Below are 19,141 nucleotides of genomic sequence, written 5' to 3'. Positions count from 1 at the left end.
CCTAGGTTCGGGAGGGCGCCGGGTCGCTCTGCGGGTTCGCGGGGCGTGAACCGGGGCCGACTGTCCAGTCTGCCAGGACTGGAGCCAACCTCCCAAACCGGGGGCCTAGGTGATCTATTCCCTGCGGGTCCTCTGTGGCTGGTCGCGCCCCGCGGCGAAGCCGCGAATCGACACAGCCCCGCGCCCCTACGGGGCGCTGGTCACCACGCCCTTGGCTTCGCCTGTTGCCGTGCCCTTGGAGGCCGCCGCCGGGATCGGCTGGTCGTTCTTCAAGGCGTTCCAGACCAGCTGCGCCTTCGCCTTCTCCACGATCACCCGGTTCGGGTTGGCCGGGTCGTACTCGACCGGCATCGTGACCATGGTCATGTTGGCGGAGCTGATGCCCTTGAGGCCGTTGGCGAAGGACGTGAGGGAGTTCACCGAGCCGAGGTCGGAGTCGGTGGTGACGGCCTGCGTGGCGGTGTTGGCGAGGTCGAAGAGCTTGGTCGGGCTGGTCAGGAGGCCGACGTGCTTGACCTGGTTGACCAGGGCCTTGATGAACGCCTGCTGGAGCTGGATGCGGCCGAGGTCGGAGCCGTCGCCGACGCCGTGCCGGGTGCGGACCAGACCGAGGGCCTGCGAGCCGTTGAGCGTGTGCTTGCCGGCCTTGAGGTCCAGGTGGCTCTTCGTGTCCTTGATGTCCTTGGTGGTGGTGATCTGGACGCCACCGAGCTCGTTGATGAGCTTCTCGAAGCCCGCGAAGTCGACTTCGAGGTAGTGGTCCATGCGCAGACCGGAGATGGACTCGACGGTCTTCACCGTGCAGGCGGCGCCGCCGGTCGAGTACGCCTCGTTGAACATCACGCCGGAGGCCGCGTCGTGCGTGACGCCCTTGGTGTCGGTGCACTCGGGGCGGTCGACGAGGGTGTCGCGCGGGATGGACACCACGCTGGCCTTCTTGTGGCCCTTGTAGACGTGGATGATCATCGCGGTGTCGGAGCGGGCGCTGCCGTCGTCCGTGCCGCCGCCCAGCTTCTTGTTGGTGCCGGAGCGGGAGTCGGAGCCCAGGACGAGGATGTTCTCGGAGCCGTTGTCGACCTTGACCGGCCGGTCGGTGCCGAGGGCCTGGTTGATGTCGACGCTCTTGATGTTGCCGTTGAGCTTGAAGTACACGTACCCGGCGCCGGTGCCGCCCAGCACCAGGACGCCTCCCGCGACCCAGGCCGTGATCATCAGGGCCTTGCGGCGCGGACTGCGGTTCTTCTGCTTGCGGCCCTTGGCGCGGTGGCGCGGGCCGCTGTTGCCGTCCTGGCCCGGTATACCGGGCTCCGGCGTGCTCTCGGCGGACATGGGCTCCTCGGTCTCTCGTCCGGTCGGTTACCCCCTGCTTTCAGGGTCGGGCGCGGTCAGTACCGCTCCATTTTCGTCCGCCTGGTCAGACGGGGAAACTCGACAAAGGGTTGCACAACGCAGAGTGCCCATCGCGTACGGCGATGGACACTCTGCGTAGTCGCGTCAGCGGGTTATGCCCCGCTCACCTGCGATTTCAGCCGAAGAGGTCGTCCTGCCGGAAACCGGTGCCCGGTCACTTCGCTGTGCCGAAGATCTCGCCGTCGCTCATCGGGCGGCCAGGCCGAACCGCAGCCCGGCTGCCGGGAGGCCGCCTGTGCCCGGTGCATAGGTGGTGACCGCCTGTGCGGTGCCTCCGGTCACGTTCGCCCAGGGCATCGCGTACAGGGAGCCGTAGGCGCCCGGGCCGTAGGGCATACCGATGTAGAGGTTGGCCTGTGTGCCGTACAGACTGGTGCCGGCGCTCTGCGACGTGGCCGGTGATCCCGGCATGCCGGAGGCGTTGCCGGCCTCGATCCACCGGTCGGTGACACCCGGTGCGCTGCGCAGACCGAAGACCTCCACGGCGCCCGCGTCGACGACCGTGCCGATGTCCTCGCCCGGCAGGCCGACAGCCATCACCAGGCCGGCGTCGGTCGCTGTCGTCCCCGGGTCCCGGTTGACGACGGACACCTGGGCGCCCATGCGGTCACCGGCCTCGGGCGCTCCGGTGATGTCGTCGGGTCCCTGGTCGTAGCCGCTGTTGATCTCCGAGATCACCGGAGAGGCGATCTTCTCGACCCTGACCACGACGGCACGTCCCGCGTCGGCCTTGACCGCTCCCCCGTAGGTGATGTCCTCCCCCGGTACACCGATGGCGATGTACGTGGCTCGCCTGGGCCACGGGAAACCCTGCACGAAGAGAGCCTGGGTGGCCGAGACCGACGCGCCGAACTGGTCCCCCGCCTCGGCGTCACCGCTCACGGCCGGGCTGACCTCGTCGACGGATCCCACGTGGGCCGGGACACCGCTGCTGTTCAGTTCGTGGGACATCACGTCGACCTGACCCGCTGTCACTTCGGTCGCGTTCGGGCCCGGGAAGGCCACGAGGCCCTCGCCCGGTATGCCGACCGCGACGTACTCGGGGCTCGCGGTCACGGAGGACCCGAACTTGTCGCCCGCCTCCAGCGTGCCCGCCACCCCCGAACTCCCCTGGATCAGCGTCCGGTTGACGGTGCCGCGCAGGTAGAAGACGGCCCCGGTGTCCGCCTTGCCGTCGATGTCCTCACCGGGAACACCGATGACCAGGTACGGCTCCTGGTCGAGCGTGCGGCCGGCGGCGACGGCGGCGCCCATACGGTCCCCGGATTCCGAGGCCGCGGCGAGGATGCCCTCCGCGCCGGTGCCCTGTTCGAGGTGGAGTGCCGCCCTGCCGGTACCGAGGCCGCCCGAGGCCCCGTAGAGAACGTCCACGGTGCCGGCGTCCGTCGCGCTGCCGACGTCCTCGCGGGGCGTGCCGACGACCAGGTCGGTGCAGCCGTCCTTGTCGTAGTCGACGGTGGCGAGGGAGTCGCCGAAGTAGTCGTTCGGTTCGGCGTCACCGGGTACCGAGGCAAGGTCCTGGTTCAGCTCGGCCGTGCCCCTGCCACCGCCGTAGACGACGCGCAGGAGGCCGGCCTTGGCGTCACCGCCGACGGTCGCCTCGGGGTCGGCGACGGCGAGGTCCTCTCTCTCGTCGCAGTTGAAGTCGTTGCCTGCGGCGAGCGGCTGGACGGTCGCGCCGAGCGCCTGGGCGACGTCGATGCGGGGCGTGGCGGCGCCCGTGTAGCTGATGGTCCGCCCGCCGGTCTTCAGCCGTGACTCCAGGCTCGCGATGCTGTCGTCGGGGAACGCCTGCCGCAGGATCGCGAGAGCGCCGGCCACGTGCGGCGCGGCCATGGAGGTGCCGTTCTTCGAGGCGTATCCGTCGCCGGGAACCGAGGAGACGATGCTGGTACCGGGGGCGAGGAGGTCCAGCAGCGGGCCGCGGTTGGTGAACGCGGACAGTTGGTCGTCGTCGGTGGTGGCGCCGACCGTGATCGCGGAGGCGACACAGCCGGGGGCGCTCACCGCGTCGGCGTATCCGTTGTTGCCTGCCGCGACCACGGTGGCGACTCCGGCGGCGAGCAGGTTGTCGATGGCCGGCTTGCGCGCGTCGCCGTCGCAGGCTGTGGCGTACCGGCCGGCGCCCAGGCTCAGGTTCGCGGCCACCACAGGTGTCCCGGACTGGCGCAGCTGCAGCACCTTCTCCAGGGCGGACAGCTGGGCGCTGGTGAAACTGAGCACGCACGGTGCGGCGCCGGGGCCGCAGATGTCCTCGGAGGTGAACTTGCTGAACACCTGGAGGGCGATGATGTTCGCACCGGGGGCGACACCGCGCTTCGGGGCTCCGGTGATGCCCTCGCCGTTGCCGGCGACGATGCCCGCCACGTGGGTTCCGTGGTCGCAGTCGGCGATGGCCGTGCACGGGCCCGTCCCGGAGTCGGCCGTGCCCGTCCCCTCCTGGTGGTCGGTCCCGTCCGGGCACAGGCTGGTGGCGGTCAGATCGGGGTCGATCGGCGAGAAGCACGCCTCGGAGATGACCCGGTCCTTGAGGAACGGGTGGTGGGTCGCGACCCCGGTGTCCAGGACGGCCACCACACTGCCCGCCCCGGTCATACCCGCGGCGGAGGCCTGGTCGGCGCCGATGATGGGGATGCTCTCGTCCAGCGACGGCGGGACCGCGACGTCTTCGGTGACGCTCACCACGCCCGGCAGGGCGGACAGCCGGTCCAGCCCGCTCCGGTCGACCTTGAGGGTGACGACCGGCATGGTCGCGAACGACTGCACGGTCTCACCGGCCGACGCCGCGGCGGACAGGTCGGTGCGGTTCTGGGTGACGACGTTGACGCGGACGACACTGCCGCCCGACGCCGCGTCGTACAGCGGCGGATCGACCGGGTCGCCGGTCGTCGCGGCCGCGGCGGCGGCACTGTGCGGCGCCGCGGCCTGGGCCGGCCCGGCGCCGAGCGTCATGGCCAGCACCACCGTGACGACCGTGGTCCAGAGGGGTTTTCTCACTGAAGCTCCCGTGGGAAGCGGGCAGGACTGAGCCCTGTGGCGTAGGTGCGGGGAAGGAGCCGAGCGTGAAGGGGCCGGACGGCGAAAGGGTTCGCCGTCCGGCCAGGGCGCTCGCAGGCGTGATCCGTCGGAGAGCGGTGCCGCGGATCAGGTGGCGTTGGCGCCGTTCTTCGGGTTCCCGTACCGCTGGACGAACTTGAGGTAGGTGTGCGCGATGCTGCGGCACAGGCTCTTGAACCGGTAGGCCGAGCAGGTGTAGTCGCGGAGCGTGGTGTGGAAGGCGTTGTCCACGTTCGACTTCTTGTTGCGGTCGAGGTAGTACTTGTAGCCCTTGTAGGTGTTGCCGATCAGGCCGTACCCGTAGTCGTGCATGTCACAGGCGGACCGGAAGTCGTAGCCGGAGGGCTTGTCCGGAGAGCTCGTGCAGTGGTCGTGGTTGATGCCGACCACGTAGTAGCCGCTGGGCAGCTTCTTCCAGTACGGGGCGTGCCAGCCGTAGTGCGCGGCCCACGCGGCGCAGCCGCTCTTCGTGTACCACAGCCAGGATGTGGCGGTGTTGCACTGGCGCGGGTACGCCTGGGGGTCGGAGATCTCACCGGGGATGATGTCGGTGGCCGGCGGGCCGACGACAGTGGGGTCGTTGATGCCGGCCGCGCCCTGGAACACGGACTGCGAGGCCGGGCGCGACAGGCCGGACTCCTCGACGTTCGGAGCGGCCGACTCGGCCGGGAAGGTGAGGTCCCAGGCGCCGTTCGCCGGGGAGCTGATCTCGGAGACGCGGCCGATCGTGTCGTAGGAGTACGACGCCACCGGGTCGGCGCTCTCGACGGGGTTGGTCATGGTCCGCAGCAGGCCCGAGGAGTCGTAGGCGTATCGGGCGACCGTCTGCGTCGTGGAGCCGGTGGTGAGGGTGATCTCCCGGGTGCGCCCCGTGTAGTCACCGAGCGATGTCCCGGAAGCGGTCGTGCTCGACGCGTAGGTGACCTTCAGCGACTGCTGCGGGGTCTCCCCTGCGGCCGGCTCGTCGATCGTGGACACCCGGCCCTGGGCGTCGTAGGCGACGGTGGAGGAGCCGTTGGACGTGCTGCCCACGCTGGTGACCCGCCACTTGTCGCTGCCGGGCGCCACCTGGCTCCACGCGAAGGTGGGCTTGAGGTCCGCGGCCGGCACCGGGTTGCCGCTCGCGTCGGTGAAGGTGTCGTCCCCCGTCCCCGTCACGGACAGGTCCACGCCGAGACTTTCGACGATGGTGGTGACCATGGCCCCGGCCGCGGTGTCCCATTTCGTGGTTTCGGTGATTTTGGAGCCGTCGGTGGTCTGGTATTTGTTGACACCGCCGCCGCTCGGATAGGCGATGCTGCTCGTCAGGTCGTAGTGGAATGATTCGCCGACCCCGAGGTCGGTGACCACGATGTCGCCGTCCTGCTGTTCCAGCTTGCGATTGAGGGTGCCGTCGAGGAATTCCGCTTCCCAGCCGGGTCCGAATGCGGCCATGTCGGCGCGGGACGCGGGTGCCGATTCCGGCCGGGCGACACTGCCCGCCTGGGCGACTACGCTGTGTCTGCGGCCCATCCCGCCGACAGCCACGTCGCTTTCGGCGATCTGGAAGGACTGGGCCTCGGTGAAGTACAGGCCGGGGCCTATCTGCTGGATCTCGCCCGTGGCGAGTGGCGGGTCGACGGTGTCCGCCGCCGCGGGCTGCATTGGAAGCAGTAACGAAAGAGCGAGCGCCGTGATGAGTGGCACAACTGACTTGCGCACAAATCCCCCTCGTGTAGATCAACTCACTTGATCGCTGCAGACCATAAAGAGCTGACCAACAAAGCCACAAGAGACTTTATAGGGAATCAAATAGTCCGCTTCTTTGCTCCGGTGAAGGACCGTCGACACCCTTGAGTACGCTGGCCGATAACCATTGAGTACGCGTACTCATGTGCGCCGGTCGGCCTGTTCGGAGACTGTCCGCATGCCACCAAATCCCGCCCGGCCCAGCGGATTAGCCCACTCTCCGTGCGGTCCGCGGCTCACCCTCGCGACGATCGCCCTCGCCGCATTGACGCTCACCGCCTGCGGCACCGGGGGGACATCTGCCGACGACGCCCGGAAGGCGTCCGCCGACGCCGTCGACGCCGGTTCGAAGGGCGGTGCACCCACCCCGGATCAGCGCGTTGCCTTCATGAACATGCTCAACACGGTCGGGCAGCCGTGCGCACCGGACGCGCCACCCGAAGAGGAACCGACCCCCGCCGGCGAGAAGCCGCCGACCGCGCCCGTGGAGCCGTTGCCGGTCGACGGGTCCGCACCCGGCAGCACCGAACCGACGCCGCGCACCTCCGGGACACCACAGGACGTGACGCTGAGCGCGGTCGAGAAGTGCGAAGGCCGCCTCCACTCCAAGCGCATCACCAAGGCACTCAGTCGCCCGACGGCCCCGACGCCCGGCGAGATCAGGACAATGCTCAACGATCTCGGCTACATCAATGAGCGCATCCACAGCCTGCGGAAGTCCGGGGCGACCACGCATTTCTACGTCGACCTGCGGGTCTTGGGCGGGTCGCTGTGTCTGGACGGCTCGGTGACCGGCACGACCACCGTGGTCACAGCGTTCGCAGCGCCCCCCACCGGCCCTTTCACCCCGGCAAAGCGGAGGTAAAGACCCCGCATTCACGTGACCTAGATCACTACAGAAGGGGCTGCGCCGCTCAAGAAACACACAGAGAGAGAAGGGCCGCCCCCTCAGCGGGGACGGCCCTTCTCTCTTGGTACGACAGCTCTCAGGCCGACCCTCAGTCGCCGTTGCCAGGCGTGGTCTTCTGGATCTGGAGCAGGAACTCGGCGTTCGACTTCGTCTGCTTCATCTTGTCGAGAAGCAGCTCGATCGCCTGCTGCTGGTCGAGCGCGTGCAGCACCCGGCGCAGCTTCCACGTGACGGCCAGCTCGTCGCTGCCGAGCAGGATCTCTTCCTTACGGGTACCGGACGCGTCGACGTCCACCGCGGGGAAGATGCGCTTGTCGGCGAGCTTCCGGTCGAGCTTGAGCTCGGCGTTGCCCGTGCCCTTGAACTCCTCGAAGATGACCTCGTCCATGCGCGAGCCGGTGTCGACGAGCGCGGTGGCGAGGATGGTCAGCGAGCCGCCGTCCTCGATGTTGCGCGCGGCGCCGAAGAAGCGCTTGGGCGGGTACAGCGCCGTGGAGTCGACACCACCGGAGAGGATACGGCCGGAGGCGGGCGCGGCGAGGTTGTAGGCACGGCCCAGACGCGTGATCGAGTCCAGGAGTACGACCACGTCGTGGCCCAGCTCCACCAGGCGCTTGGCGCGCTCGATGGCCAGCTCCGCGACCGTGGTGTGGTCCTCGGCCGGGCGGTCGAAGGTCGAGGAGATGACCTCGCCCTTCACCGACCGCTGCATGTCGGTGACCTCTTCCGGACGCTCGTCGACCAGGACGACCATCAGGTGGCACTCGGGGTTGTTGTGCGTGATCGCGTTGGCGATCGCCTGCATGATCATGGTCTTGCCGGTCTTCGGCGGGGCCACGATCAGACCGCGCTGGCCCTTACCGATCGGCGCGACGAGGTCGATGATGCGGGTGGTGAGGACGCCCGGGTCCGTCTCCAGACGGAGGCGGTCCTGCGGGTACAGCGGCGTCAGCTTGTTGAACTCCGGCCGCCCGCGGCCGTGTTCGGGCGCCATGCCGTTGACCGAGTCGAGGCGCACGAGCGCGTTGAACTTCTCGCGGCGCTCGCCCTCCTTCGGCTGACGGACCGCGCCGGTGACGTGGTCGCCCTTGCGCAGGCCGTTCTTGCGGACCTGGGCGAGGGAGACGTACACGTCGTTGGGACCCGGCAGGTAGCCCGACGTACGGATGAAGGCGTAGTTGTCGAGGATGTCGAGGATGCCCGCGACGGGGATCAGGACATCGTCGTCCGCGACCTGCGGCTCGCCCGCGGCGGTGCCGCCGAACTCGTCACGGCCGCGACGGCCACGACGGTCGCGGTAACGGCCACGACGGCCACGGCGTCCGCCGTCGAAGTCGTCGTCGTCCTGCGGGCCGTTGTCGCGCGGCTGCCGGTCCTGACGGTCCTGGCGGCCACCGCTCTGCTGCTGGCCCTGCTGCTGCCGGTCCTGACGGCCACCGCTCTGCTGACGGTCCTGCTGCTGGCTGCCGCCCTGCTGCTCGTCGCCCTTGCGGCGGTCGCCGCGGTCACGGTCCTGACGGCCACCGCGGTCGCGGTCACGGCGGTCACGGCGGCCCTGACGGCCGTCGTCACCGACGTCGCCCCTGGCCTCGCCCTGCGCGGCGGCGGGCGTCTCGGCACGCGGCTCGCTCTTGACCTCGGCGACGACCGTCTCGGGGCTGCCCGCCTCGGCGGTGGCACGGCGCCGACGGCGCTCGACCGGAGCGTCCTCGCTGGCCGGCTGGCCAGGAATCTCGATCTGCTGCTGGGCCACGGCCTTCTCGGCGGCGACCTTCTCGGCCTTCTCCTCGGCCGGGGCGACCGTCTCGTCGCCCGTACGGGTCTTGGAGGTGGCGCGGCGCTTGGGCTTGGTCTCGGTGGCGGTCTCGGCCTTGGCCGGAGCACCTCCGCCCGCCTGCGCCTCCTTGATGACCTCGATCAGCTGGCTCTTGCGCATGCGCGCGGTGCCCCTGATGCCGAGGCCGGATGCGACCTGCTGCAGCTCGGCCAGCACCATGCCGTCGAGGCCGGTACCGCGGCGCCGCCGGGAGCCGGCACCGGTGGCAGGCGCGGAGGCGTCCGTGGCGGGCGCGGCAGCGGTCTCCTCGACACGCGCGCCCATCAGATCGGTGGTGTCGCTCACGAAGGGTCCTTCCCTGGAGCGGACGTCGGCCTGTCTGGCTCGGCGACCGGTTGTGCTGTCCGGCTTCGGTTCTTGCTGTGTGAACCGTGCCGGGGCGGTGGTCCGCCTCAGCGGCGGAAGAGATTTCTGGTGACGGCGCTTCCCAAAGCAGTGGCACCGAGTGGCTGTGTCACGTTGCTTGGTCGCACCAATTCCGGAGCTTTCCCGGCTTCCGGAGCGTGCCCGGCGAACCACTCAGTGCCCGGACGGAACAGAGTGTGGTTTGGGAGGCTCCCGGAAGAATGTCTGTCCCTGACGGGGACAACAAGCACCTCGCCATGGTGGGGTCGGGTGCAGACTTGAGATTAACACTACCGGATCCAACAAACATTCCCCCTCTCGAAATCCGGCGACGGTACGTAGTCAATTGCTGCTCGGGGCGCTGCTCGGGGCCGCGAGCGGAAGTACGCACGCGCCCTGTTCGTCGAGGTCGAGCCGGTTGGCGGCCCAGCCCTCGCCGGCGAGATGGGCGACCTTGTCGGCGTTGTCGGCGTCGACGAGCGCCAACACGGTGGGCCCCGCACCGGAGATGACGGCCGGCACCCCGTCCGCGCGCAGCCGCTCGACGAGCGCCGCGCTCTCGGGCATGGCCGGTGCCCGGTACTCCTGGTGCAGCCGGTCCTCGGTGGCGGGCAGCAGCAGTTCGGGGCGGCGGGTGAGGGCCTCGACGAGCAGTGCGGCGCGGCCCGCGTTGGCGGCTGCGTCGACGTGCGGGACGTTGCGCGGGAGCAGGCCGCGCGCGGTCTCGGTGAGGACGGGCTTCCCGGGCACGAAAACCACCGGAACGATGGAACCGGCGGGATCCATCCTGATCGCCCGCGCGGCGCCGGCGTCCATCCAGGAGAGCGTGAAGCCGCCCAGCAGACAGGCCGCCACATTGTCGGGGTGGCCCTCGATCTCGGTGGCGAGTTCCAGCAGGGCCGTGTCGTCGAGCTTGGAGTCCCCGCCTATGGTCACGGCGCGCGCCGCGACGATGCCGGCGCAGATGGCGGCGGAGGAGGAGCCCAGGCCGCGGCCGTGCGGAATGCGGTTGGCGCAGACGATCTCCAGGCCGCGCGGCTGTCCGCCGAGCAGGTCGAAGGCGGTGCGCAGGGACCGTACGAGGAGGTGGTTCTCGTCGCGCGGGAGGGTCTCGCTGCCCTCGCCCGCGATGTCGATGAGCAGCCCGGAGTCGGCGACACGGACGACGACGTCGTCGTAGAGCCCCAGCGAGAGGCCGAAGGCGTCGAAGCCCGGGCCGAGGTTGGCGCTGGTGGCGGGGACGCGCACCCGGACGGCGGCGGCGCGGAAGGCTGGACCGGCCATCGCTCGATGACTCTCCTTGAGCTGCGTGATTGTCGAAGACATTCGATGAAGTGCGATGAAGTTCGATGACATCCGATAGGTACGTGGAGACCCTCGGGCCGTGGAGACGGCGCGGTGCCGAGCCATGCGCGCAGGCATATGCGGCGGGCGGGTTCGGTACAGCCTATCGAAGGAAGGTTCTGTGGCGACATAGGGCGCACAGGAGGCGCACGATGCGTGTCGTAAGCCCCCTGTGCACCCCCTGCGGGGATCTCCCCCGGATGCCGTTCCGCTTGTGGGTCTACGCGAGTCCGAGTCGCTCGGCGGCCGTGGGCGCGTCGACCGGGATCGTGACGGGCTGCGGGGCGCCGGCGACGGCCCAGTCGGGGTCCTTCAGACCGTTTCCGGTCACCGTGCAGACGATGGTCTGGCCCGGGTCGACCTTGCCCTGCTCGGCCGCCTTCAGCAGACCGGCGACGGAAGCGGCGGAGGCGGGCTCGACGAAAACACCCTCCTGTGCGGCCAACAGCCGGTAGGCGCGCAGGATTTCACGGTCCGTCACCTCGTCGATGAACCCGCCGGACTCGTCCCGCGCGGCGAGCGCGTACTGCCAGGAGGCCGGGTTGCCGATGCGGATCGCGGTGGCGATGGTCGAGGGGTCCTTGACGATCTCGCCGCGCACGATGGGCGCGGACCCGGACGCCTGGAACCCCCACATACGCGGAGTCTTCGCGGCGATGCCGTCGCCGGCGTACTCCTTGTAGCCCTTCCAGTACGCGGTGATGTTGCCCGCGTTGCCCACCGGCAGGACGTGGATGTCGGGCGCGTCGCCGAGCATGTCGACGATCTCGAAGGCGGCCGTCTTCTGGCCCTCGATGCGCACCGGGTTGACCGAATTCACCAGCGCCACAGGGTAGTTGTCGCTCAGCTCGCGGGCGAGGGTGAGGCAGTCGTCGAAGTTCCCGTCGACCTGGAGGATCTTCGCGCCGTGCACGAGGGCCTGGCCCATCTTGCCGAGCGCGATCTTCCCGCGCGGCACGAGGACGGCACAGACCATCCCGGCGCGCACGGCGTAGGCGGCGGCGGACGCGGAGGTGTTGCCCGTGGAGGCGCAGATGACGGCCTGCGCGCCCTCCTCCTTGGCCCGCGTGATGGCCATGGTCATACCGCGGTCCTTGAAGGACCCGGTGGGGTTGGCGCCCTCCACCTTGAGGTGGACCTCGCAGCCGGTGCGCTCGGAGAGCACCTGCGCGGGCACGAGAGGCGTGCCGCCCTCGCGGAGGGAGACGACCGGCGTGCTGTCGGACACCGGGAGCCGGTCCCGGTACTCCTCGATGATTCCGCGCCACTGGTGGGTCATTGCTGGTTACTCTCCTTCAACCCGCATGATGCTGGCGACACCCCGCACGGTGTCGAGCTTGCGCAACGCCTCGACGGTCCCGCCCAGGGCGGCGTCGGACGCGCGGTGCGTGACGACGACGAGAGAGGCCTCGCCGTCCTTCCCCTGCTGCCGAACCGTATCGATCGAGACACCGTGCTCGGCGAACACGGTGGCGACCTGTGCGAGAACACCTGGTTTGTCGGCGACGTCGAGGCTGATGTGGTACCGCGTGACGACCTCGCCCATGCCCGACACGGGCAGTCCGGCGTACGCCGACTCCCCTGGCCCGGTGGTCGAGTTGAGCCGGTTGCGGCACACGGCGACGAGGTCGCCGAGGACGGCGGAGGCGGTCGGAGCGCCACCGGCACCGGGGCCGTAGAACATCAGCTGCCCGGAGGCGTCGGACTCGACGAACACGGCGTTGTAGGCGCCGCGCACGGAGGCCAGCGGATGGCTGAGCGGAATCATGGCGGGATGCACGCGCGCGGTGACGGACCCGCCGTCCTCGGCCCGCTCGCAGATGGCGAGCAGCTTGATGGTGCAGCCCATGTTCTTGGCGGAGGCGAAGTCGGCGGCGGTGACCTCGGTCATCCCCTCGCGGTAGACGTCGTCGAGACGCACGCGCGTGTGGAAGGCGATTCCGGCGAGGATGGCGGCCTTGGCGGCGGCGTCGAAGCCCTCGACGTCGGCGGTCGGGTCGGCCTCGGCATACCCGAGCGCGGTGGCCTCGTCGAGGGCCTCCTGATACCCGGCCCCGGTCGAGTCCATCTTGTCGAGGATGAAGTTGGTGGTCCCGTTGACGATCCCGAGCACCCGGTTGACCTTGTCCCCGGCGAGGGACTCGCGCAGCGGCCGGATCAGCGGAATCGCCCCGGCGACGGCGGCCTCGTAGTACAGGTCCTTGCCCTGCCGCTCGGCGGCGGCGTGCAGGGCGGCGCCGTCCTGGGCGAGCAGCGCCTTGTTGGCGGAGACGACGGAGGCGCCGTGCTCGAAGGCGGTGGTGATGAGCGAGCGGGCGGGCTCGATACCCCCGATGACCTCCACCACCACATCGATGTCGCCGCGTTCGACGAGGGCGGTGGCGTCGGTGGTGACGAGGGCGGGGTCGATGCCTTCACGGACCTTGGAGGGCCGCCGTACCGCGACCCCCGCGAGCTCGATCGGTGCGCCGATGCGGGCGGCGAGGTCGTCGGCGTGCGTCGTCATGATGCGCGCCACCTCTGAGCCGACCACTCCACAGCCCAGCAGCGCCACCTTCAGCGGACGCGTACGCATCATCCGACCTCGTTTCCTCATACCGTCATCGGTTGGACCAGTCTCACTCACCGGACGGGACTTTCTATCCATAGTCCGGATCGTGAGACATCGATTTCATTTTCACAGGGGTGGAAGACGGGAGATCTTCCACCCCATTTGTTTCCGCAGAGTGCGACTCAACCGACGTCGAGCCGGAGCAGGTCCTCCTCGGTCTCCCGCCGGACGATGACCCGCGACTCGCCGTCCTTCACGGCGACGACCGGCGGCCGGAGCACATGGTTGTAATTGCTGGCCATGGAACGGCAGTACGCGCCCGTAGCCGGTACGGCGATGAGATCACCGGGTGCCAGATCCCCCGGCAGGAACGCGTCCTTGACCACGATGTCCCCGCTCTCGCAGTGCTTGCCGACGACGCGCGCGAGCATGGGCTCGGCATCGGAGCGGCGGGACACGAGGGCGACGCTGTACTCGGCGTCGTAGAGCGCCGTCCGGATGTTGTCGGACATGCCGCCGTCGACCGACACGTACGTCCGCAGCCCGTCGAGGGGCTTGATGGTGCCGACCTCGTAGAGCGTGAACGCGGTGGGCCCGACGATCGCACGCCCGGGCTCGACGGAGATACGAGGAGTCCGCAGCTTGGCCGAATCGCACTCACGGGTGACGATCTCGGTGAGCGCCTTGGCGATCTCGTGCGGCTCACGGGGATCGTCGTCGCTGGTGTACGCGATCCCGAGCCCGCCTCCGAGGTCGATCTCGGGCAGCTCGACCCCGTGCTCGTCGCGAATGTCCTTCAGCAGCCCGACAACCCGGTGGGCGGCGACCTCGAACCCGGACATGTCGAAGATCTGCGACCCGATGTGGGAGTGAATCCCGATCAGTTCCAGCCCGTCGAGCTGAAGAGCCCGCCGTACGGCTTCGGCGGCCTGCCCCCCGGCCAGCGGAATCCCGAACTTCTGGTCTTCATGAGCGGTGGCGATGAACTCGTGCGTATGCGCCTCGACACCGACCGTGATCCGGATCTGCACGGGCTGCCGCTTGCCGAGGGACTGCGCGATATGGGCGACGCGCACGATCTCCTGGAAGGAGTCGAGAACGATCCGCCCGACACCGGCCTCGATGGCCCTCGTGATCTCGCTCACGGACTTGTTGTTTCCGTGGAAGGCGATGCGGTCGGCGGGCATACCGGCGGAGAGGGCGGTGGCGAGTTCGCCCCCGGAACACACATCGAGATTCAGCCCCTCCTCGTGCAACCACCGCACGACGGCACGGGACAGGAACGCCTTGCCGGCGTAGAAGACATCGGCGTCGTGCCCGAAGGCGGTACGCCAGGCCCGGGCACGCTGCCGGAAATCGTCCTCGTCGAGAACGTAGGCAGGGGTCCCGTGCCGCTCGGCAAGCGTCTTCACGTCAATGCCGCCGACGGTGACGACACCGTTCGCGTCGTCGTCACGGGTGACGGTCTGGGCCCACACCTTGGGGTCGAGGGCGTTGAGATCGGCGGCGGGCCCCGAGTAGTGCCCCTCGGGCAGCACATCGGCGTGACGGGGACCGGCGGGGTGTGCGGAACGGCTCATGTCGTGTTCTCTTCTGTCTCTTCCTGGCGCGGAGATCGAGTGAGTGGTGTCTGCGTCGGTCTTCGCGCTCAGAGGTGTTCGGGTCCGTCGATGCCGAGCAGGGACAGGCCACCGGCGAGCACCGCCCCGGCGGCTTCGGCAAGCGCGAGCCGGGCACGGTGGGCGGCCAAGGGTTTCTCGTCCCCGAGCGGAAGCACCGCGGGAAGGAGAAGCAGCGTCGCATCCGCTACGGCGACCAGGTGACGGGCGAGCAGATCGGGAGCGCGGTGCGCTGCCGCGCGGGACAGGACGCGGGGGTGGTCGGCGAGGAGGGGGGTGACCTCATGCCTGAGGGAGGTGGTGGCCTCTTGTACGTCGCCGGGTCGGGCGGTGAATCCGAGGTCGGCGGCGTTGCGGCTGACGGCCCGGGTGCGGGCGTAGGCGTAACGGACCCGGAAGAGGGGATTCGACTCCCGCTGCACGAGGTGGTCGGCGGTGAGACGGGGCCGGTCATGGGCGGCGGGGTGAAGGAGAGCCCAGCGGGCGGCATCGCGGCCGAGGGCGAGAAGGCCGGCGAGGTCGGAGGTGGGGACGGGGACAGGACGTACGACTTCAAGGCCGAGGTCGGGGTCGAGGTTGAAGTCGGGGTCGAGGTCGAGCGGGGCGGGTTCCTGGGGGGCGACACCGGCGACACCGAGAACGGTCGCCCAGGCGGGCTCGGGTGACCCGGTCTCACAGCTGGTGCGGACGTCGGCGCCCTGTGAGCGCAGGAGGCGGGCGACGACGTCCATGACGACGAGGGCGCGTGGCTCGTCGGAGGCGTGAAGTCGTACGAGGTGAGCGACTGGGGTGTTAGGGGGGCTGTCATCGCCGATGGTTCGGCCGTCGACGAACCCGTACCGCGGTCCGCGTCGCAGGATCTCCGCGACGAGCGAGGTGGACGCGGTACTCCCCAGACTGATGTTGAGAAACCCGGGCCCGGTGATCTCGACACCGCTGACGCCCTGCGCGCCGGCCAGATGCGGCAGCAGCAGCTCGGCGACGTGACGGGGGGTTTCTCCGGCGGGCCGGGCGAGCTGAAGGGCGATGTTGGTGGCGTAGTCACCCCACCCGCCGGCCCCCGGCACGGTCACCGAAACCGTCTCCGGCACGACCACGCTCAGCTCCCCGCCCTCGACAGCACGGCGCACCGCGCACAGCACGGTACGGGAGAGCTCGACGGGGGTCACGGGACAAGCGTAGGGAGGAGGGGGGTGGGTAGGCCAGCCGGTTTGGCCGGGGGTCCGGGATGTGGACGCCGGGATGGAGGCGGGTCGAGGTCTCCATGTCCGGCGTCTGGGACCCGGGCAGCCCGTCAGCCGCCGCTACGGCCACCTCGTCCGGCCCGTTCGGCCTCGCCCGCACCGAAGGGACCGCCGATGGACAGCCCGCCCGTCGCGTCACGCCGCCCGCGCTCGATCAACTGCCGTACGAGCGCGATGAGTTCGGAAGGCTCGAAGGGCTTGGCGAGAAACGCGTCGACGCCGACGTCGAGTCCGCTCTCGACCTCGTGCTGAGTGCAGGCGCTGACGATGGCGAGGGGGAGATCACGGGTACGGGGATCGCTGCGCAGCCGAGCGGCGGTACGCAGTCCGTCCAGCCGGGGCATCACGACATCGAGGGTGACCACATCGGGCTGCACCTGATGAATGACGTCCAGACACTCGGCACCATCGGCCGCGGTCACGACCTCGAGACCCTCCAGCTCGAGATTGACCCTGATCAACTGCCGGATGACCTTGTTGTCGTCCACAACAAGCACCCGACCCGACGCGCCTGGCACAACTCGAGAGTAGGTCCGGACCGGCCACCGCGTCCGGGTTTTCCCCACTTCCACCCCCTGCGAGCGACCCGGGACACCTCCCGAACCACCTCTCCCCCGACCTCTCTGACCACCGGGAAACCTGTTCATGAACACGGGTATGGAGCTGGTAGGGTTCTACCCGTCGCCACGAACACCGCGACGAACACGCCCCCGTAGCTCAGGGGATAGAGCAACGGCCTCCGGAGCCGTGTGCGCAGGTTCGAATCCTGCCGGGGGCACCTTGTATTGGGTGCCCAAAGACCCCGCCATCAGCGCGTCAGCTGAGTGCGGGGTCTTCGTGTGTGTGCGGGCGGATGCCGTTGGAAGCAGGCGTTTGCCAGTGATCACGAGATGGCGACGCAATGATCTTGACCGCTCTCTTCGCAGGCCAGGCGTCCTTCGTGGGAGCCCGAGCAAGGCTCATTTTGCGCTTGGCCGGGCAACAAGCTTGTGGTGTTCTGCTCCAGTGAATGGTGTCGTCTCAGCCTTAGTCGCGATTGCAGGCACCTTGTTGGGATCGGCTGTCACATACGCGTTCCAGCGCAACGCGTCCGCACGAGACCAACTGTTCTCGGCTCAACAACAGTTACGTTCGGATCGGATGACCGTCTACGGCGACTTCGCCGGGGCACTGACCGAATTCCGGCGCGGGCAACAAGATCGTTGGTACCGCTGGAGCGAGGATCCTGACGGCCCAGCGTCCACTGAAGCTCGCTTGGAGGCTCACCGGCTCCGCGGGGTTGCCCTTCACGCATTGTTCCGGGTCCAGCTCATCGTAAGCACGCAGACACTGATCGATGCCGCGCAGGACGCCTACGCCCGAACGTCCGCTTTACACCTGGCAACCGACAAAACAGAAGTGCAAGCCTTGGCCACGCAGGCACGAGAGGTGTTGGAGCAGTTCATCAAGCTCGCTTCATCAGACGTGCAGTAGCCGACAAGCGGTACACCGCGTCGGAGCCGAGCCCACAGCAACTCGGCTCCATCCGAGTCCAGTTGGGCCTTCCGCACGCCTCGCGCAGGACAGACCCGAGGGCCTCCTGCGTGAACTCCGTGCTGTTGTCCGAGATTATGCGGTCGGCCGGCATAGATGCCACGCATGAAGAGCGGGAACCAGTCTCACCGGGTCCTGCTCTTTGTCATTGCCGTATGTCGCTCACTGAAGCACACATTCCCTAGATATAAATGGTCACCTTTGGTCGTTTCATTTCACTTCCTCGGAAGTCGCGCATGCGCTCTTACCTGGCCGTGGGCAGGCGTGCGACCATGCCCATCCAAAGTTCGGCGCCACAACTCCGGGGGGAATTATGAACAGAAGATGGGCACTCGTGTGCGGTTTGGTTTCCGTACTGGCGTTTTCAGGGACAGGGACCGTGCAGGCCGCAAGCCACCCCGTCTTCGTGTGGAAAAGCGTGAAGAGTGGGCGCTGTGTGGACGCAGACCTCAACAGCATCGGAGCCAACGGCACCAAGGTCCAGCTCTGGGACTGCAATCGCAGTGTGCAGCAGAACTGGATTCTGTACGGAGACGGAACTATTCGTAGTTCCAAGAACAAGAAGTGCCTTGACGCCGACCTCAACACGATCGGACGCAACGGCACCAAAGTTCAACTCTGGGACTGCAACGGCACGCTGCAGCAGAAATGGAGCATCACTGGGGGAACTACTAGTGCGACGCACCGCATTGTCAGTCGGTACAGCTACCGCTGCGTCGACGCGGACCTCAACACGATCGGACGCAATGGCACCAGAGTCCAGCTCTGGGACTGCAACAGCCAACCGCAGCAGAGCTGGAGGACGCTGTACTACTGATTGCCGGCACGTCATTGAGATCTGTCGGTGATGTCACCGGCGGCGTGACGGTCGTACCGACCGCAGTCTGCAAGGCTCCCGTGCCGTTGGGTGGATGTCCGAAGTCGGCCCATCGGCGCAGGAGTCTTGCTTGCTCTCTGGACAGCGGCGCCGCTTCTCCGCCGCGCGAAGTCAAGAACCCAGCTGCGGAACATCCGATCGCACGAGGCGGACCCGCGCGGCCGGTATGCGGTCGGGGAAGTAGGCGAATCCGTTGCCGTTGTCGAGGAGCAGTGCCTCGTCGATGTCGTCCACGGACCAGAGGTCGACCGGGCCGCCGGTGTTGTTGAGCCGGAAGAAGAACTCTGTTTCCTCTTCGCCCCGGCAGACGAAGATGCCCTCCGCTTCGGGGCGGCGGCTGCCGGCGATTCCCCGTGCGGCGCCCATCCGGGTCCAATCCAGGCCGTGTTGTGCGATCGACCTGCGGTTGAGTACGGACGAGACATGAAAGAAGTACGACGTTTCAGACACGCCTGGAGTATAGGAGGCCGTGAGGCTGCCTCCTCAGGGGTGTGGACGGGCAGGGCTGCAGTCGGTGGATGGATGGTCGGATCGACGAACGGCGCGCCGCCCCTGGATGGGACGGCGCGCCGTGGGTTTCACGTCACTGCCGGGACGTCACTGGTGGGACGTCACCGCCGGGACGTCACTGGTCGGACGTCATGGTGCCGGTGGGGTCAGTGGTGGCCGCCGCCACCGTGGCCGCC

At 68.5% G+C, this 19,141-nt stretch carries 14 protein-coding genes and 1 tRNA gene; 4 read left to right on the top strand and 11 right to left on the bottom strand.

Annotated features, from left to right (window positions below):
- Positions 1-186 precede the first annotated feature (186 nt).
- The 3 genes from JHN45_RS33900 to JHN45_RS33890 all read right to left on the bottom strand — a co-directional run bounded on the left by JHN45_RS33900 (position 187) and on the right by JHN45_RS33890 (position 6,111).
- On the bottom strand, positions 187-1,329 hold the full coding sequence (locus JHN45_RS33900) for an LCP family protein (RefSeq protein WP_200710994.1): 1,143 nt from the start codon (positions 1,327-1,329) through the stop codon (positions 187-189).
- 267 nt (positions 1,330-1,596) lie between these two features.
- The gene (locus JHN45_RS33895; RefSeq protein WP_201052908.1) at positions 1,597-4,407 is read right to left on the bottom strand and encodes a S8 family serine peptidase; all 2,811 of its coding nucleotides are present in this window, start codon (positions 4,405-4,407) and stop codon (positions 1,597-1,599) included.
- Positions 4,408-4,554: 147 nt separating this feature from the next.
- On the bottom strand, positions 4,555-6,111 hold the full coding sequence (locus JHN45_RS33890; RefSeq protein WP_200710992.1) for a phospholipase A2: 1,557 nt from the start codon (positions 6,109-6,111) through the stop codon (positions 4,555-4,557).
- Between the two features lie 262 nt (positions 6,112-6,373).
- On the opposite strand from JHN45_RS33890, the gene JHN45_RS33885 reads away from it, so the two are divergent.
- Positions 6,374-7,060, top strand: coding sequence for a hypothetical protein (locus JHN45_RS33885; RefSeq protein WP_200710991.1), 687 nt, complete (start codon positions 6,374-6,376; stop codon positions 7,058-7,060).
- A 133-nt stretch (positions 7,061-7,193) separates the two neighbouring features.
- Here JHN45_RS33885 and rho read toward each other — a convergent pair whose 3' ends face one another.
- The 7 genes from rho to JHN45_RS33850 all read right to left on the bottom strand — a co-directional run bounded on the left by rho (position 7,194) and on the right by JHN45_RS33850 (position 16,692).
- Positions 7,194-9,227 (bottom strand): transcription termination factor Rho, encoded by a 2,034-nt coding sequence (gene rho, locus JHN45_RS33880; protein ID WP_201052906.1) that lies wholly within the window; start codon positions 9,225-9,227, stop codon positions 7,194-7,196.
- A gap of 402 nt (positions 9,228-9,629) precedes the next feature.
- Positions 9,630-10,571: a homoserine kinase gene (gene thrB / locus JHN45_RS33875; RefSeq protein WP_019073189.1), complete on the bottom strand. Its 942-nt coding sequence runs from the start codon at positions 10,569-10,571 to the stop codon at positions 9,630-9,632.
- A gap of 280 nt (positions 10,572-10,851) precedes the next feature.
- Positions 10,852-11,910: a threonine synthase gene (gene thrC, locus JHN45_RS33870; protein WP_200679749.1), complete on the bottom strand. Its 1,059-nt coding sequence runs from the start codon at positions 11,908-11,910 to the stop codon at positions 10,852-10,854.
- A 6-nt stretch (positions 11,911-11,916) separates the two neighbouring features.
- Positions 11,917-13,209 (bottom strand): homoserine dehydrogenase, encoded by a 1,293-nt coding sequence (locus tag JHN45_RS33865; protein ID WP_200710989.1) that lies wholly within the window; start codon positions 13,207-13,209, stop codon positions 11,917-11,919.
- A 155-nt stretch (positions 13,210-13,364) separates the two neighbouring features.
- Complete coding sequence (gene lysA, locus JHN45_RS33860; RefSeq protein ID WP_200710988.1) at positions 13,365-14,762, bottom strand: diaminopimelate decarboxylase; 1,398 nt, start codon at positions 14,760-14,762, stop codon at positions 13,365-13,367.
- A 68-nt stretch (positions 14,763-14,830) separates the two neighbouring features.
- On the bottom strand, positions 14,831-15,970 hold the full coding sequence (gene nrtL / locus JHN45_RS33855) for an ArgS-related anticodon-binding protein NrtL (RefSeq protein WP_201052903.1): 1,140 nt from the start codon (positions 15,968-15,970) through the stop codon (positions 14,831-14,833).
- 125 nt (positions 15,971-16,095) lie between these two features.
- Entirely contained in the window at positions 16,096-16,692 is a 597-nt protein-coding gene (locus tag JHN45_RS33850; protein ID WP_236584416.1) for a response regulator, read from the bottom strand.
- A 59-nt stretch (positions 16,693-16,751) separates the two neighbouring features.
- On the opposite strand from JHN45_RS33850, the gene JHN45_RS33845 reads away from it, so the two are divergent.
- From JHN45_RS33845 to JHN45_RS33835, 3 genes are all read left to right on the top strand, one after another.
- Positions 16,752-16,823, top strand: a tRNA-Arg gene (locus JHN45_RS33845).
- Positions 16,824-17,185: 362 nt separating this feature from the next.
- Complete coding sequence (locus JHN45_RS33840) at positions 17,186-17,518, top strand: hypothetical protein (protein ID WP_234468091.1); 333 nt, start codon at positions 17,186-17,188, stop codon at positions 17,516-17,518.
- 439 nt (positions 17,519-17,957) lie between these two features.
- Positions 17,958-18,395 carry an RICIN domain-containing protein gene (locus tag JHN45_RS33835; RefSeq protein WP_200710984.1) on the top strand — a complete coding sequence of 146 codons (438 nt, stop codon included), beginning with the start codon at positions 17,958-17,960 and terminating at the stop codon, positions 18,393-18,395.
- Positions 18,396-18,566: 171 nt separating this feature from the next.
- On the opposite strand, the gene JHN45_RS33830 is transcribed toward JHN45_RS33835, so the two are convergent.
- The gene (locus tag JHN45_RS33830) at positions 18,567-18,905 is read right to left on the bottom strand and encodes a hypothetical protein (protein WP_200710983.1); all 339 of its coding nucleotides are present in this window, start codon (positions 18,903-18,905) and stop codon (positions 18,567-18,569) included.
- Between the last annotated feature and the right edge of the window lie 236 nt (positions 18,906-19,141).

Source organism: Streptomyces sp. MBT53 (assembly GCF_016654115.1).
GTDB lineage: Bacteria > Actinomycetota > Actinomycetes > Streptomycetales > Streptomycetaceae > Streptomyces.
This window is presented reverse-complemented; position numbering and strand designations above follow the sequence as displayed.